General features: G+C 55.6%; 11 protein-coding genes, 2 rRNA genes and 1 pseudogene. 4 read left to right on the forward strand and 10 right to left on the reverse strand.

Features of this window, described 5'->3' with window-relative positions; genetic code table 11:
• Positions 1-103 (forward strand): 23S ribosomal RNA (locus tag HWX76_RS28130); the annotation flags it as partial.
• A 186-nt stretch (positions 104-289) separates the two neighbouring features.
• Positions 290-402: ribosomal RNA gene (gene rrf, locus HWX76_RS28135) — 5S ribosomal RNA — on the forward strand.
• Positions 403-649: 247 nt separating this feature from the next.
• Here rrf and HWX76_RS28140 read toward each other — a convergent pair.
• The 5 genes from HWX76_RS28140 to tssI form a co-directional block, all read right to left on the reverse strand.
• Positions 650-952 carry a SymE family type I addiction module toxin gene (locus tag HWX76_RS28140; protein WP_347880202.1) on the reverse strand — a complete coding sequence of 101 codons (303 nt, stop codon included), beginning with the start codon at positions 950-952 and terminating at the stop codon, positions 650-652.
• 130 nt (positions 953-1,082) lie between these two features.
• Positions 1,083-1,370, reverse strand: coding sequence for a PAAR domain-containing protein (locus HWX76_RS28145; RefSeq protein ID WP_176016680.1), 288 nt, complete (start codon positions 1,368-1,370; stop codon positions 1,083-1,085).
• Positions 1,367-2,449, reverse strand: coding sequence for a T6SS immunity protein Tli4 family protein (locus HWX76_RS28150; RefSeq protein WP_244138024.1), 1,083 nt, complete (start codon positions 2,447-2,449; stop codon positions 1,367-1,369). The genes HWX76_RS28145 and HWX76_RS28150 overlap by 4 nt, the downstream gene beginning before the upstream one ends.
• A complete protein-coding gene (locus HWX76_RS28155; RefSeq protein ID WP_244138025.1) occupies positions 2,446-4,290 on the reverse strand; it encodes a hypothetical protein in 1,845 nt (614 codons plus the stop codon). The genes HWX76_RS28150 and HWX76_RS28155 overlap by 4 nt, the downstream gene beginning before the upstream one ends.
• 68 nt (positions 4,291-4,358) lie before the next feature.
• The gene (gene tssI / locus HWX76_RS28160; protein WP_176016681.1) at positions 4,359-7,139 is read right to left on the reverse strand and encodes a type VI secretion system tip protein TssI/VgrG; all 2,781 of its coding nucleotides are present in this window, start codon (positions 7,137-7,139) and stop codon (positions 4,359-4,361) included.
• Between the two features lie 573 nt (positions 7,140-7,712).
• Here tssI and HWX76_RS28165 point away from each other — a divergent pair.
• Both HWX76_RS28165 and HWX76_RS28170 read left to right on the forward strand, forming a co-directional pair.
• Positions 7,713-8,308: pseudogene (locus HWX76_RS28165) on the forward strand (transposase); the annotation flags it as partial.
• Between the two features lie 192 nt (positions 8,309-8,500).
• Positions 8,501-9,568 (forward strand): DNA methyltransferase, encoded by a 1,068-nt coding sequence (locus HWX76_RS28170; RefSeq protein WP_176016682.1) that lies wholly within the window; start codon positions 8,501-8,503, stop codon positions 9,566-9,568.
• A gap of 3 nt (positions 9,569-9,571) precedes the next feature.
• Here HWX76_RS28170 and HWX76_RS28175 read toward each other — a convergent pair whose 3' ends face one another.
• The 5 genes from HWX76_RS28175 to HWX76_RS28195 form a co-directional block, all read right to left on the reverse strand.
• Positions 9,572-10,486 (reverse strand): hypothetical protein, encoded by a 915-nt coding sequence (locus HWX76_RS28175; protein ID WP_176016683.1) that lies wholly within the window; start codon positions 10,484-10,486, stop codon positions 9,572-9,574.
• Positions 10,483-10,728, reverse strand: coding sequence for a helix-turn-helix transcriptional regulator (locus tag HWX76_RS28180; protein WP_176016684.1), 246 nt, complete (start codon positions 10,726-10,728; stop codon positions 10,483-10,485). The genes HWX76_RS28175 and HWX76_RS28180 overlap by 4 nt, the downstream gene beginning before the upstream one ends.
• 2,032 nt (positions 10,729-12,760) lie before the next feature.
• A complete protein-coding gene (locus HWX76_RS28185; RefSeq protein ID WP_176016685.1) occupies positions 12,761-13,759 on the reverse strand; it encodes a DUF4365 domain-containing protein in 999 nt (332 codons plus the stop codon).
• A 143-nt stretch (positions 13,760-13,902) separates the two neighbouring features.
• A complete protein-coding gene (locus HWX76_RS28190; RefSeq protein ID WP_176016686.1) occupies positions 13,903-15,708 on the reverse strand; it encodes a hypothetical protein in 1,806 nt (601 codons plus the stop codon).
• A gap of 148 nt (positions 15,709-15,856) precedes the next feature.
• Entirely contained in the window at positions 15,857-16,042 is a 186-nt protein-coding gene (locus HWX76_RS28195; RefSeq protein WP_176016687.1) for a hypothetical protein, read from the reverse strand.
• Positions 16,043-16,162: the final 120 nt, after the last annotated feature.

Consider the following 16,162-nt stretch of genomic DNA (forward strand, 5'->3'; position numbering starts at 1 on the left):
CCCCTTGAAGGGTCGTTCGAGACCAGGACGTTGATAGGTCAGGTGTGTAAGCGCAGTAATGCGTTCAGCTAACTGATACTAATTGCCCGTAAGGCTTGATCCTATAACAAGTCTGTCTCGATGCCCGTTAGCGCTTTAGCGCTTACGGACATCGAGCGTCGAGTGCGAGGCATTCGACGTACGACGGTTGAACTACCGCGTATGTGTGAGATACAACCTCACAACCCACCTAAATTACTGCTTCTTCCAAGATTGGTCGCGCTGCGAAGCAACGCGACAACCCCCTTTGCCTGATGACCATAGCGAGTCGGTCCCACCCCTTCCCATCCCGAACAGGACCGTGAAACGACTCTACGCCGATGATAGTGCGGATTCCCGTGTGAAAGTAGGTAATCGTCAGGCTCCCTTAGCCAGAAACCCCCGCCCGAAAGGCGGGGGTTTTTGCATTTCGGCGATGGAAATGTTCAGTGCACCGGGCGTGGCTTGCAGCTCACGCTGAAAGCGCTCCACGGCGGCGGACCCGAGTATCCGGTCCGCTGCAATTGCAGAACGATCCCCGCTTGTCACAGTTACTAACGGTGCTGAGTATCGGCCACCGAGCTTTCAGGCAGATAGTGACTTGCGATGCCCGCCATGGGCAATGCGCCGATCACATCGGCGTGATGATGAGTCGCTTGTCCTCGACGGTAATCCGGACGCGTTCTCCAGCCTCGAATCCCGCGTCCTCAAGCCATACTCCAGCCAATTTGATCCACGGGAAGTACGTCGTGTTCAGCTTCCGGTGCGCTCGGATGGCACGGAGAACTCTAGACAAGGAATGATGGCGTGCTGACTCTTGGACGGTGACGAAGCGTTCCGTTACCGGGGGACGTGACTTATGATTGGCGTTAGCCATTTCCGACTCCTCTACTGAGTTGGTGGTGGTTAGCGGGTCGTATGGGTGGCAGCCCATGCGGCCCGCGCTTTTTGCGGTGACGCCGTTTGAGTCTACCTAACTGGGCATCTCGAAATATGAAAAATTCGAGGGATGGCCAAACGGCATAGCTTCTTGAGTTTTCGCCGCAAGAAATTACGGCATAGGCTTAGATGTCGATGAACGACGAGACCTGCGAAGCAATCAAGCGCGGTGACGGTGAACACTGGCACACGCATAAGTCGTCATTCAGTGCCGCCTGCCGTCCGTCTGGTCCGGTGGTGGGGATGCGAGGCCCATCACATACGATCTTGCCCACCGTCTTGCACGCGGGGCACGAGACCGGATCGCCCTCGTAAGCCTGTTCGCTCGCGCCGATCAAGTCGTTGCCGTCGCCTCCCTGAATCAAGCCGCCCGCGGTCGTGGTATCGCCCTTCACGATGTCATAGCGCCTCACTTGGTTGCCTCCGCTTCACCTGGCCGGGGGCCGCGATAATGGAAGCTGTTCAGCACCGCGTCCCATGCTTGAATCGCTTGTGCTTCGTTGACAGGAGAGGTTGCCTGGGCGGCTGATGTGATCGAGTCGGGCGCCGCACCGAAAAGCAGTTGAATCGCCGTGTGAGGTTTCGAGAGGTCGTATTCGACGCCCGGGGCCAGCAGATAGAAGTGGTACTTCTGCACGCCGTCCTCACTGATGGCGATCAGCAGTTCTTCCGCCTCCATGCCAGCGAACTGGCGTTTGCCTTTCCTCAGGATCTTGTAGCGGCCCAGGAGAGATTTCAGCTGGATCTCGAACGCTGGAAGCCCGTCGAGTAGCGATGCCTTTTGATCGACATCGACCGACTCGCGCAGCTTGACGACGAAGGTTGACGGGGTGCCGGGTAAGAGCCCCACGGATAGCGTGGCATCGAAGCCGCGAAATGGCTTGCCGCTTATTGCACCGCCGTTGAAGCAAAACGCTCCGTCTACGGGAATCTCCCAGTCCTGTCGTGGGCCGATGTGACGAAGAATCTGATTCGCGACTTGAAGATTCGAGTCGTCGTATCGAGCGCCGATGAGGGTTTTCAGCGTGAACAGGGTATCGCTGGACCAAGCGTAGCCCTCAGCCTTGTACGGAATATCGATAGATGTTGTGTCTGCCTTTCTGAAAATGAAGAGCCGCGTGTCGTCGTTCGGGCGGATCGCTTCCTTAAGCCAAACGTTGTTTGTTGTTCCTGTGGCTTGCGTCATATCCATTCTGAGCGTCGTTTTCAGCTCCTTCTCTCTTGCGTCAACCTGCTGCAGAAACGTGTTCCTGGAAATGTTTCGAGTGGTCTCGATCGTGTAATCCATGTACTTGAATTGTTGGTTGTACACGGCGATATCACTCGGGAGATCGAGAGCGAAGCGACCGATACACCAGGGACGGGTATCGTGCATCACGGGTGTAGTCATAACGTACTCCGAAGGATTGTTTTTCGCACAAGCGGTCAGCCCCAGAAGAATGGTTGTTGCCGAGATCAGGAGCACTTTTCTGACTCGAGTCAATACGCTCATCCCCGTGCCTCGATACGCTCTGCGATCTTGACGACGCTGTACAACGTGGCCCACCTGGCCCACGGATGTTTGAAACATTCTTGATGACCAAGGCCCCTTTGATCGAATGCGATATGTACGCCCTCGGCCTTGCCACCCGGAACCCCTTCTTTCAGTCCGCGAGCGACCGATTCGCCTGACCAGAATGGGACGGTGCCATCACCGAAAATCAATCCACGCTCAGCAGCAGAGTTGGGTGTCGCCAACTCCGCTTCTATCGTGTACGTCTGATCTTTGATGCGGATGCGAATTTGGCCCCTGCGGTTATCACTCAGGAACTGAGCACGAAGTAGGTCGTCTTCGGTTGTGCCTGCTGGGAAGGGGCCTCGCCATAGGATCTTGCCGAATGTGAGCAGTTTTCCACCAGGTTCGGAAACCTCCCGACGCTTGGGTTGGGGCGAGAGGTTGGCGTCCGATGACGAGCTTTCCGAGGTCTCTTGGAGAGGGCCGTTCCCGTAGAAGGCGTAGGTGTTCGGATGATATTTATTGACGAGCTGTTTTTGACGTAAAACCACATCGGTAATCGTCTCGACGAAGTTCTCCTGAAGAGATTTTTTGCGATTGGTATCCGATAGCCGCTTCCTGACAACACCGGCCGGGTCGAGGACAGAGTCCGACTGATCGGGCACTAGCCCGTACCACGCCTGCGACGTATACAACGAGAGCGTGTTGCCAGGTTTAGGGAGTTTTAGGATCGGGTCACGTTTTAGATTACATACGATCCACCACGGCTCGTAGTTGTGATAGTCGGGCATCGGCAAGAGCTCCAAAGGCCCGGGCGCATTCGCCGTCACGGCCGTGAACTCGAGACCATTTCGTCCCGCCAGCACCTGATTGATGACCGTGTTTTCTGTTTGTGCCCCGGCCCGGAATCGCCGTGCTGCAAGCGGTGCACCCGTAGCCGGCTGCGCGCCGTGAATCACCCCGTACATCAGGTCGGCATGCCCAGCGATCACCGACGCCATTCGCGTGACAAGCCCGCCCATCGAATGTGTAATGACGATCGCCTTCTTCACCTTGTTCTCTTCGCAGATTTCCCGGATGCCCATAAGCCGAGCCTTCTTGTTGCGCTTCTTGTCGACGCAGTCGATGCCTTCGACCACATCCCGAGCCGAATCGAGATTCGACTGAAGCCAGTTGTAGCCGATTGCGTAGACGGGATAGCGAAACTGGCAGAATTTCCTGAACTCGTCGGACGTGGCGTGAATCACGTCAGCAGTCGCGCCGTGTGCGCCGTATAACTTCGGTGAGGTGCCGATGACCGGATTCAGCGTGAATGTCTCACCCTTCGGGTCGCCCGATGCCCAAGCCCCGAGCAGCTTGCCTGAGTCGGCCGGGTTATTCAGTTCGCGTTCGAGCCACGCGAAGGTTGAGTGGTAGCTTCCGCGGTGCACGGATCCCCAGCCTCGGCGCCGCGCCTCCTCTACTGAAACGTCGCACCCGTCCGTGCTGACGTCTCCGAAGGCCGAGACCATGGCCGCATATGGGTCGTAACGTATCTGGCGCTCCGCAGCATTTGCGAAGTACCCGGAAGCAGCGAAAGCCAGGGACTCGGCGATGCTATTCGGTGGGCTCCATATTTCGTTGCCGGTGTTCTGGTCGAGTAGCAAGGATCCCATGACGCCGGGAATGAAGATCACCGGGATCGGCTGCCGTGGATCGCAGTCGATCTGCTTCGTGCAGGTGTTCGAGTGGGGTGTCAGCGTCACTCGTGCAGACGAACCGCCTCCACGTTCGTGCTGCGCCTGGATGACGACGACTTTTGCCTTCTTGTCGGTGGTGTTGCTTGCGGGATTGCTCATGCGATTATCAGGAGTAAACGATGGTCGATCGATGAAGGGCGAGTTCGCGTTCTAATTTGGACGCGCCGCTATCCGGCGCCGTCGCGAGGGAACGGCAACACTCGAATCAGTAGCGATTCGATATCGACGTTTTTCTGTACGGTGGTCTGCCCGGATTCGTCCGTCGTGCCCTTAATGACCGTTCCATCGCCGCGCACGATTTCGTATGGATGGTTCTTGAGGACTTCCCCGGTGATCTTGTGGCGCAGAACGTAGGGATCGTTGAACGCGGTATGCGGTCGTTCGTTCATGTGCTCAGCGAGCGAACCTGGCCCGAGCCGGCTGAACGACGCAGCCTTGCTCGTTCGGGCACCGAGCGTGCCCTCTTCGATGCCGTCGGCCGTGATGCGAATGTATGAACCGCCGCACTTCAGCAGCAGCTCCTTCTTGCCTTCGATGGAAATGCAGCCGCGATTGCTGGTGATTGCAAGATCGAGATCCGCGTAGAGCCGCATAGCGTCGCTTTGCGCTTCGATCTCGACCCGGCCCTTCGCTGCGAACAACTTCATACCCGCTTTCTGGACATACAGACTGATTTTCTCGACAGCGGCTGCGATCAGCGACTTGCCCGTCGCGATGTGGGTATGTTCGCCACTGACAAAATTGATGTGCTTGTCCGCTGCGATTTGTGTCGATTGCTGCGTCGTGGCCGCGATTCCTGCGGGGCTGGACATGACGATCAGCGGTGATGCAAAGCCGTTCGCTTCGCCCAGGCCGCCGCCATTCGTTCGACCGCCGGAGGTCTGGCCGGACTCTGCTTGTTGAGTGGCTTGTGCGATTGCTTCGAAGTCGTCGCGACCCGCCTGTAGCGATTCAGCCTGCGCCGTCGCGCTCGCATGCGACAACGACTCAAGCAGCATGCCGGCGCGGGTCAGCTGATCTCGTGCTTCGGTAACGTCGAGTTGGTCACTATCGATCGATTTCGCATGCGTGGTCAGATGGAGGCCTCGATTCGCTCGTACTGCACCGTAGTCGTCGGTGTGCAGTACGAATCCCATGCCGAGGTAGCGGCCCCGCGTGTTGCCGTCCTGGCGAATCAGGTAACCCTGATGAAACAGGCTATAGTGCTTGCCCGTGAAGGTGGTTAGTCGTGTACTGCCTTGATTCGTTGCGTCGTCATGGACCAACGAGTTGTAGGCGCCTGTCTTGCCGAACCCCTTCGATTGGAACCCTGAGAGCAGCACGTTCGTATGCCAGGGTGGTGGCGTTGTCGCACCGTTGAGGCGGCCCAGCACGAACGGACGATCGCAGTCGCCGCCCCAGTGCCCGATCGCCACCCATTCGCCAGCGCGCGGGACATGCACCGCGCCATATGCATTACCCGTGTCGGCTTGCAGCGACAGCAACAGCGGTGACGTGCTGAAGGCGCCGGACGGACTTTGACGATCCCATACATGGCGCACGCGGATCCGGTTCAGTGGGTCGGACCACGCTTCCTCGCCCTCGGGCGCAACAACGTGCGCATGTTCGATGTGTATCGCCGGCTTGGGGTGTTCAAACGGGCTGCGATACTGGACCGCCGTGGGCTGCGCTTCTATCTCGACGACGAAGAATCCGACTTCTCCGTCGCTGAAGTGTGGCCGAGAGTCGAAGCGAGGGCCGTGCTTGGTTTTCGTATTGGCGATCGTCTGCTGGAGGCTGCTGGGAAAGGCATCGGTCTGCTGTCCGATCGGAATGTTGTTCTCGATGTACCAACGCGCTTCAATCGTGACGAATTCACGATTGTGCGGTGCGATCGCGATGTGCCTCGGGTGATTGTTCAGGACGAAGCGCGTACCCGCATCGATCCAGCGCAGGCCGCCCGTTCCTGTGTAGCGATGGGCCAGCGAATCCCATGCTTCTGTTCGAAGTCGAGCTCGCTGGTTGCCGGCGTCAAGATCGGCGTAGCCGTATGACGTCGACTCGAAAATCTCCATCGGTGCGGACGGAATGCGACGCGTCGTGCGGTAGCGACCTTCGTCAACCTCGTACGTTGTCGATGCAAGGTCGCTCGATGAATCGAAGTCGTGATGCGAACCTTTGTAATCGAACGACCGCGACGTGTAACGAACGCTTTGGAGAGTTTGGTGAGTGGACCATTGCGTCAGGCCGTCCGCTTCGTTGCCGGTGTCATCACGGCAATATTTCACCGACCTCGCCTCGGGTAGCGACGACAGGCGATCGACAATGACCAGCATCGTCGCTGGCTGCTCGCCTTGTCGGACTTCCATGTGCTCCCAGTAGCAGTACCAGCCTTCGTCTTCGAGTATCCGGTGAACGAAGTTCAAGTCGGAGTCTGCTTGCCGGCAATACGACCGTACTCGCGGGGAGTTTGTGACGTCCAGGCGGACGCAGCCGCGAAGCTGCGGATAACGGTTGAGCACGTCGAGCAGGATCTCGCGTGCATCCTTTTCCATCCAGTAGTGATCGTCGCGTGCGTGGCCGAGGAAGAAAAGGGCCGATGCGAACTCGATCTGGTAGACGGCGAGATCGCCGTCGCCGCCCAGGATTCCGGCGCGATGGACGAAGCCGTGGATCGGACGGTACGTCGAGCTTGTGAAAGGTGCGCTTGCTTGCTGAATCCAGAGTGTGACCGGCTGGTGCATCAGCGAGAGCAGTGCGATGTCGTTGCGGGTTGATGCGACGTCGACAGTCCATCGGTAGTCGCGGCCGATCTTTGCCCATCCCGTTGCGCGGAGTGGAATCAGCTTGTTTGTACCGAGAGGCGTATCCAGCTTCAGCAGTCGTTCATGCTGCAGGAGGCCTCGGCGGAAGGCGTCGACAAGACTGCGGGATGTGAATTTTCCAGGTGTCGGTGGTCTGGCCAACAAGGTTATTCTCCCTTTCTCTCAGGTTCCCCGCACGGCGGCGGAGGCGAGGACGGTCATGTTGTCATCGCGTATTTGTCTTCTGACATGTCCCAATCAATGCGGCGTGATTTTGGACATGTACTAAGGAATGCAAACTTAAATGTGGACTCGAACGACCCGGATATAAACGTGGTCGTCGTCGAAACCGGAAAGGGGAATTTGCACCAAGATGAAACTAGGCGGCAAGCCGTTCGAACCGCTGGATGAAATGGGGCGAGGGCTTCTTTGAGGCGGATATTTGTGCCAGCGTAGAGGGCACGCTGTCGGCGCGTGGGGGCGCGCTTGGTCTTTCGAGATAGGGGAATGTCTCAGATTGTCACATTACGGATCAGGCGACGATCGTAGACCGACACCTACTTGAGCATCGAAGAGTGGAATGAGTTTGGCGATTCGACATACAGCCCCCGACTGACCTGCCCCCAGCAAACAGGGCCAGCCGGAACCTAGTAAAGTTCGTTTTCGGAGAAGACGAACACGAAGAAGCGCTTTTCGGAAGAGCAAATCATTGGCTTTCTGAAGGAAGCCGAGGCCGGTATGCCGGTCAAGGAACTGTGCAGGAAGCACGGGTTCAGTGACGCGTCGTTCTACACCTGGCGCGCGAAGTTCGGCGGCATGGAAGTCTCGGAAGCCCGCCGGCTCAAGGACCTTGAGGTGGAGAATGCCCGGCTGAAGAAACTGTTGGCCGAAGCAATGCTCGATATGGAAGCGTTGAAGGTCGCCGTCAAGGGAAAGCCCTGAGCCCGCAAGCCAAACGCGAAGCAGTGTCGGCGATTCGGGAGAAGGTCAACATCTCTCAGCGCCGTGCCTGCCGGCTTGTCGGGCTTTCTCGCAGCGTGCTGCATTACGACGCGAAGCCGGACCACGAGAATGAGGTGCTAGCGGCGCGTCTGGTGGAGTTGGCGCACGAACGTCGTCGATTCGGCTACCGCCGATTGCACGCCCTGGTGGAACGCGAAGGCACGCATGCCAATCACAAGCGCATCTACCGCCTGTACCGTGAGGCAGGGCTGGCTGTGCGGCGCCGTCGCAAGCGCCACGGCGTCATGATTGAACGCGAGCAACTGGCATTGCCGGGCGCACCCAACGAGGTGTGGTCAATCGATTTCGTGATGGATGCGCTTTCCAACGGTGCGCAATCGGGTTTCGCCCGCCCGACTCGTAGACGAGACGCGGAGGCGAGGCAACAGTCCAAAGATGGCCAAACAGCCAGTTCGAATCCTTGAGTTTCTTTGCTATCCTCTCAGCATTCCTATCGCATACCGATTGGGCTTGCCCCAGAACTCCGAACGGATCTAAAATATCCCAAAACGGGATACTCACTAATGTCTGAAAGTACGATCGAACCCAAGAAGAAGACGCCGACCAGTACGGTTGGGCGTGGAAAAGCTGTCACGTTGCCCACCATTCCCGCGGCCAATCGATGGGTCGATGACTCCGTGACACTATGCTTGGGGGACAGCCTCCATCAGTACGCGAGTTGGGACGCACCACAAGTCATCGTGTCCGACGGTGCCTACGGAATCTTAGGATTTGAAGGCGACACGTCCGACCATTTGGCCATGCCGGATTGGTACGAGCCACACGTGAAGGCGTGGAGCGAGCGAGCTACCGCGCAGACAACGCTTTGGTTCTGGAACTCGGAAATCGGCTGGGCGGCCGTACATCCGGTGCTAGAGCGCCACGGCTGGCGTTATGTAAACGCTAACATTTGGAACAAGGGTAAGGCTCACATTGCTGGAAACGTGAACACTGCGAAAATCAGGCGTTTCCCGGTGGTCACGGAAATGTGTGTTCAATATGTTTTTGAGCCTCGCGTCGATGGCTTGACACTCCAACGCTGGCTTTACAGGGAGTGGAAACGTACCGGTCTTGCTTTCAAAAAGGCAAACGTCGCGTGTGGCGTGGCCGATGTTGCAGTGCGCAAGTACCTCGATCAAGGTCACTTGTGGTACTACCCCCCGCCAGAAATGTTCGCAAAGATGGCGGCTTACGCGAACGAGCATGGCGATCCGTCAGGTCTGCCGTACTTTTCGCGCGATGGTCTGCGACCGATGACTCAAGACGAGTGGGCCAAAATGCGAACCACGTTCCATTGCCCTATGGGCGTGACCAATGTGTGGGAACGCAATCCGCTAAAGGGTGCCGAGCGTATTCGGGTACCTGAAATCAGCGGTAAGGCGGCCCACCTGAACCAGAAGCCGCTTGACTTGATGCGAATGATCATTGAAGCGTCGAGCGATCCGGGACACGTGGTATGGGAGCCGTTCGGTGGCTTGTTCTCGGCCTCACTCGCTGCAAAGCAAATGGGCCGTCGTGCGTATGCAGGTGAAATCGACCCAACGTACTATCAGTTGGGTATACACCGTTTTACGCAGACGGACCTGTTTTAGTCGTCACTCGACTACAGGCTCTCCAACGTCCCTAATATCAAAATGGCGTTCTAGTTCGCGTCGGATCGCAAGATCCGACCCTTTAGACAGCAGCCAGTTCCAATCTCCAATTGTTCTACCATGGAACACTGTTTCATGGACCCGGCGCTTAAACGTCTCGATCTCGGCGTGATCGATACGGTCCATTTTTGCAAAATTCGTATCGAGCCGATATGAGAAGCGCGAGGTCAGTTCGCGCAACCGTGCCTGGTACTCTGGTGTCGGCAAATACGTTGAACCGCCAATCCCCCACGAAGCAACAATTGATTGGGCTTCGCGAGCCTCCGCTGCGGTTCCTTGAAATTTATATCCATTCGTGTTTGTCTGTTGCAAATTTATCGTTCGCGCCGTCGTATCCCCCGGTTCCAGTACCAAATAGTCGGGCGGATTGTGGTAGTGCAAATCCCGAGCTCGCGCAACTGATGCACCGGACATTACAACAATGTCAATGATCTTCGGTTTCCCGAAAATAAGAAATTCCGGCAGCCACGCCAGCATTGCCACGTAGGTTTGGTCCTGCACGAAATGGTTCTGGCTGTCCTTGAATCTCGCAGTGATTTCGGTAGCAAGCGGAAACCAAGCCTTGATTTCAAAGCCTGGCGTTGGGCTGACCGCCCCTGCAAAGATGGTGTCGGGAAAACCTGGATCCTGTCGCTGCCAGCGACCAAATGCTGAAAAACCTTCCTGATCGTTCAGATACTCGCATGTATTGAACTCGATAAGGTTGCCGACCATCGGCGACAACTTCGAAACGATCTTGGCCAAATTAACGGCTGCTTCCGGCGACACTGGTCTTGCAACATCCAAAACGTCGAACTCATGTCCCACCAAGCCTTGAAGGTACGCCCGCGCTAGACCGATGACTTCTTGGGTGTTCAATTATTCTTCTCTTTACGAAGTGGGGTGATAATGCTGTTCGGTTCAACGCCTAGAACCGCACAGACCTCGATGAACTCCACGACGTCCAGCCGACGCTCCCCCCCTTCATACTTGGCGACAAAGGATTGAGGGCGACGAAGCCGCGCAGCGACTTCCGTTTGAGTAAGACCTGCATCTTCGCGGGCTTTACTCAAAAGCTGCCGAAACAACACATAGCTGGGAGAATGAAGGGATTTCACCATTGTGAAGATGCTATATCCTAAATTGGGTTATCCCAATTCGGGATAATTTTGGATGTATACCTTCGCCGATCGGCAATACACAGTTGCCACACGGAAAATCACCATCTGTGTGCTTGTCAGCTCCTGGGAGCATCGGCAGACATGACACTCAACGACGATGCTGTCGAATCGCTGCTCCTATGCGTGCAATCGTGGGGTGCGAACGTTTGCCGCTGCGAACACACTTTGAACGTTTCCCCGAATATCCTGGTCTCCTCGAGGTAGGCATGTAGCACGCCTCGAGCGTGTGATGCCGGGGCAGGGCGAGCGGCTTGCCGCCCTTCTCGCGTAACCGCACTCATAGGCGCGTATGCGGGTTACGGATTACCGACGCGAAGAACGTGCGCTCCCGCGCTCTCCAGCCATCGCGACCAGCGCCGGCATTGTGGCAACGGCCCGATGGGCAAGGACCGTCTTATCCACCGACCAGCTGCTTATGCAGTTCTTGCATTCGCTCAATCAGTTCGCTCGAACGCACGATAAGCCGATTCTTCGCGTCAGTTAGCGCTCGGTTCGAATATGGAATGGGATACCGCGCAACGGTCGCAGCGGCCTCGCGTGCCGCCATAGCATCAATTTGGTTATGCATGCTGCCAACTAGCTGGTCCAGTAGGTCCAGCCGCAGGCGGATTTCATCCTCTGTCATAACGTCACCTATGTGTGATAAAGGACATTGTCAGGCGTATCAAGGCAAAGTCTGCAGCCGAAATGGGGAAGTGACACATGATGTAATTTCATCGTTACTATCTTCGCGCCCCATAATCTTATTGCCTTACAGGCGTGGGGATTTAGCTTGGTGTGGTGACCGAGGCTCTGGAGCGTGCGAGCAACCCAACCAATCTGTATCCGCGTAAACTACCATCACGTAGCATGGAACATTGCTCAGCTGCGTGAACATCTGGCCACGCATGAGCTTCTTGTCAAACACCATCCTGCCAAACGCATGCCGCGTATCCGGGGGGAAGCAATGTTTACCCAGATCGGTGCCGATCAACGAAGCAGATTGATGATAGTCTCTCAAAAGAACAATCCCCACTCAGCGTAGACCGCTAAGCGGGGATCGGATTGATCATCACATCTGAGCTCCGACGCGTTGGTTTTGCATATACTCGGAGAAAATTTCCGTCCAAAAAGGCTCATGACGAGCACCAAATTTTTTCGGAAATTTTCACTTAATGCGTATTCAGTTTTCAGCTTTTATGTCGTTTTTTTCACCTATAGTGACATTCGACTGCAGGGATCCCGAATTTGCTAGACCGCGCACGCTTAAGAATCAAGCACTTGCTAACGAATTCGATCCGTCCGCTAGGACCGACCGAATCGAAATAATTGGACTAGCCGGACTTGTGATGGAATTCGTTAGACTGGAATGCTCGCCCCGGCACGAGTGCCTCTTCATCGACGTCCGGCAAGTCCAAGCGGGTTGACCGCACGGCCTGCGCACTCTCCTTTTAGAGTCATGCTGTAGATTGTTCGGAGTGGCGAGCACGCCACGAGCATCGCACGTCGCCGCATGGCATGTGGCACGTTTTTCATACGCGTTTGCGGTTTCGAATCAACGCGATAGCTCGGCACCGCCATGCCAAGAGGGAACGCTGGCGCCGATGGCAGCGGCAGCACATGAGCTGCGACCCTGGAGCCCAGCAATGAATTGGATTGCCGCTGCGTCGCCTGCTGAGCGCTTTTCACTCTCTCACACACGTTCCGAATCAACGGTCTTATTCATCAAAGCCACGCAGCGCTACAGGAACCATACGATTTCGAAAGGTTGAGGAACGATTTTTCGCTCCGCGCCGCGTGGTAGGCGAACGGCGGTAGTGATATAATCCAACCGTGCGCAGCTGTAGCTTTTGTGGAGAGTTATTGCGTGTCAGACTCCAAAAGTAAAAGGTCCGACGGGAAGTCCAGATTCCCCTCGGATGACCTAGGAGAATTTGGACTTCTCCTTGTAACTGGGATTTCGTTAGTTCTCGACCGGCTCGGCCAGCGCACACTAATTCTGATTTATTCCTCGTCTAAGTTCATATACAGACAGGAACCATATCCGTTGAGCCGGTTCTGACGTAGACAATTTGCTAATAATCCGCTCACGCCGTAGCACAACCTGAACAACTGATTGATGCCGGTGTGGAAAAATAACTATTGCTCGCAGACCAAGGTGGTCGGTGATTTTCATCGCGCCACCCTCGATGTCCTTAACCTCGGGTCGACCTAACATATCAACTTCAGCGATTTCGGCGACAATTCGCTTTGCGGCGCTCAATAGATTGAGACTTTGGAATACACGCTCCTTCAATCGTTTTTGCCGAGTGATGTGGCGCCAGCCTACGCGATTAATAAGTATTTGGCCGAGAGTTGGATGTTGAGTCGGATAACTGCTTTGAGACCAAGTCTTATAAAATCCGCGAGCAGCGTGAATGAGCGTTTGCGTACGCCCCGGTATTACGAGTTCGTCTCGGGTTAGTTCGATTATCGGTAAAATTTTGTCGATAGGACCGGTCCCGCACAAGCGGTGAAAATCACCCTTCGAGTGCGCACCAAATCTCTGTTTCTTAGGGACAAGCAGCATGCCGCCGTTTGTTTGCGAGTATGTCGACGGGTCCTTCAAATCGGCCCACCAAGCGGGAGGCGATATAGGATCTATCGTATCGTCAATAAATACGATAACCGATGGACCAACGGTGGAACTCCATCGAGGATAATGCTCGCGAACGTAATCTTTTCCCAAGCTAACGCCAATTTTATCGGGGTGCTGTTTCTGGTCCTTACGGTATCCATCTCCCCCGCATTTGACTTGGGTGAATACGATCCCTCCGGTCTCCTTCCCACGCTTGCGCATGATAATGACGCCGTCAATGCCGTTATCATTTCTCGCGTCCAGTTCTTGCCAGCCACAATCCCAAGATTCGCGGGTAATTTGCTGAACAACTCTCATGCCAATTGCTTCTTTCTGGCGATTGGACATCGTTGCCTTCTTCTTTTTCTTGTTCATGAAATAAGCTTGCTTGTCGATGATAAAAAATAGAGGTGTGTCAATTAATTTGTGGAGCCGACAGCTTGTGGCTTGGCCTCGGTTTTGGTCCGAACTGCAGTTAGAGTACGAGGTTAGACTGGTAACATCGAGTTCTTAACAGACTATTTCCTCAAGTTCTCCCGAGCTCGCCACATCACCACGGCGTCGTTCGAGGGCGCTAAAGTCAGGCCGACAAAGGTGTCCACAAGCTCTTGCGACACTTCGCTCGCAGCCGCGAACGCCCTCGAGTTCTTCACCGCGCTATAAAGATAGCCTGCGCCCACCGAAGCAAACCACGAAGTCCATGACCCGAACTTGGCATCAAGCGCGTCAGTTGCCAATTTTGTCACCAAGCTCATGACGACGGCATCCGCCTGCCACTTGACGAGAAAATTCCGCCGACGCTCGAACGCACGTACCTCGTCATTGAGCTTTGCCACCAAGCTCCTTAGTTCATCACCGTTCGCTGGTCCACTGACCAACCCCATAGCTACTTGACGAAATCGAGACACGGAACTCGAGCCGAAATTTTTGGCCACTTCTATTGGCGGAATATCCGTTACGGCTAGCAGTCCCTCGACAACCGTATGCATTCGGTTTGCCAATGGTTCCTGCGGGATATGACGACTTCGACTGACATGGCTAGCAATAATCGATGCGTTATGTGTTTCGTCGAATCCTCCCATTTGCCGCGGCACGTATGCTGCGCCTAAACCCATCGACCACTCCATCGCAGCACCGACCACCGACATCTCGAGCCGTGCATCTATCCCGCGAAGCCGATAGAGCACTTCTCCGAGAAAGGCACCAAAGCCAATTCGATATGCCGCGTTGGCTCCTCGCACGGCGTACTCTAAGCCATGTTGTGTCAGGGAGGACGAGTATGTGGAAACAAGCGCCTTAAATGCCTCTTGCGTTGCACTTTGATGCAGAAGGCGCAAGACAGCCGTTCGCTCACCAGTCGAAAATGGACCGTACAGCAACGGATCCTTTCTTTCCCCGTTCCGCACAACGTGCATCGCGAGATCTCGGCTGAGCACAACTCCGTCGTCTGACTGCGCGGTGGCCGCCAGAATGACGCTTTCCGGGTATCGACTCATAGATGCAGGCAGCACAAGTCTTACGCGCCCGGACGCCGCCATTACTTCCAGCTCCGATAGCGTTAGGCGGTGACGGCTCATCCACGTCAAATCCTCGCCAGGTACGATGTTGACGACGTCATACAATGTGAGCAGTTCAGCGAGTTGCACTGGACTCTCATCGCGCGTGTCGTAAAGACACGCGAAGCGATGCGGAGTGGAGCAAGCTCTCTCGGCCAGAACGTTTTTGTCGCCACGCTTCGCGATAAAGGTGCGCCACGTGTCTTCGTCGCGCTCGACCAGGAGACGGATTTTATGACTCGTGGATGGCACCGCATGTCGGGTGCCAACCTCAAAAGCATCGCGCGCCATTTGTGGAGCTTTCTGCTCTGAAGAGGGCGGAGCCGTTTGCTCAACAAACTCAATCTCATCTTGGATGCCCAGGGTAGCGCATGCGTCCCGCACTGCCTGTCGACCCGCGTCATCGATGCCGAAGTGCCGAAATTGCCACCTGCGTGTCTCATGGATATAGTCAATCCCGCCTCTTGGCACCTGCCCCGATATAAGCGCCAGCATTTGGTTGGTGTGACTGACTGACAGGGGGCTATAAGTCGACCACATGTCTTCCTGAATGGTCGTCGCTACTTGTACTTGAGTGAATTCAGGTGGCGCGCTCTCTACGACTGAGACGTCAGCACTAGCCGGACGAATATAGTGGTCAAAATGTTCCGCAATCTCGGCAAGACGCGTGCCGACGTCTCCAATCACGACGAGAAATTTGAGGCCTTTCTCGAAAAGCGTCGGTGTGAGGGAAAGGTCATGCAGCGCAAGTTGTTGCAGTGCGTACATGGCCCAGCGCCTATGCACTGCAATCAGCGGATGAGCTTGTTCTTCGTGAAGAGGTTCCATCGGCAGATTATTAAGAGCGATTTGATCTAGTCTACGTTCTTACGGCCTCCTCTTTGAGACTCAGTCCCCGAGCCGTGAATAGACGGCATTAGTTGGTGCGTTGAACCGAAAAGGACAGAATTTCGTTCTGCGCCTCGTCTGAAATATTGAGATATTGAGTAATGCGCTCCACAACTTCGTCCGGCGTACCGGACCCGCCAAGCGCTCTGAGCGCGTCTAATGCAGGCCCCATGTAGCGAAATATTGAAGCGATGTCTTTCTTCTCTTTTGCCATCGTTGTATGCGTGTTCTGAAAACAAGCATCCCTTGATTCGTTGAGCATCCCGATACAAATATGTCGCGGACGTCGAGAATATTACTTCTTCATCTGGTGAGTGTGGGGTCGGGCTCTTAG

The sequence above is a fragment of the Burkholderia sp. BCC0398 genome, from assembly GCF_902833245.1.
GTDB classification, from domain to species: Bacteria; Pseudomonadota; Gammaproteobacteria; order Burkholderiales; family Burkholderiaceae; genus Burkholderia; species Burkholderia sola.

Coding starts and splice junctions, on each gene's coding strand:
- HWX76_RS28190 (WP_176016686.1), bottom strand. CDS start 15,708: ATGTACGCACTGCAACAACTTGCGCTGCATGACCTTTCCCTCACACCG.
- HWX76_RS28185 (WP_176016685.1), bottom strand. CDS start 13,759: ATGAACAAGAAAAAGAAGAAGGCAACGATGTCCAATCGCCAGAAAGAA.
- HWX76_RS28180 (WP_176016684.1), bottom strand. CDS start 10,728: ATGGTGAAATCCCTTCATTCTCCCAGCTATGTGTTGTTTCGGCAGCTT.
- HWX76_RS28140 (WP_347880202.1), bottom strand. CDS start 952: ATGGGCTGCCACCCATACGACCCGCTAACCACCACCAACTCAGTAGAG.
- HWX76_RS28150 (WP_244138024.1), bottom strand. CDS start 2,449: ATGAGCGTATTGACTCGAGTCAGAAAAGTGCTCCTGATCTCGGCAACA.
- HWX76_RS28195 (WP_176016687.1), bottom strand. CDS start 16,042: ATGGCAAAAGAGAAGAAAGACATCGCTTCAATATTTCGCTACATGGGG.
- HWX76_RS28155 (WP_244138025.1), bottom strand. CDS start 4,290: ATGAGCAATCCCGCAAGCAACACCACCGACAAGAAGGCAAAAGTCGTC.
- HWX76_RS28170 (WP_176016682.1), top strand. CDS start 8,501: ATGTCTGAAAGTACGATCGAACCCAAGAAGAAGACGCCGACCAGTACG.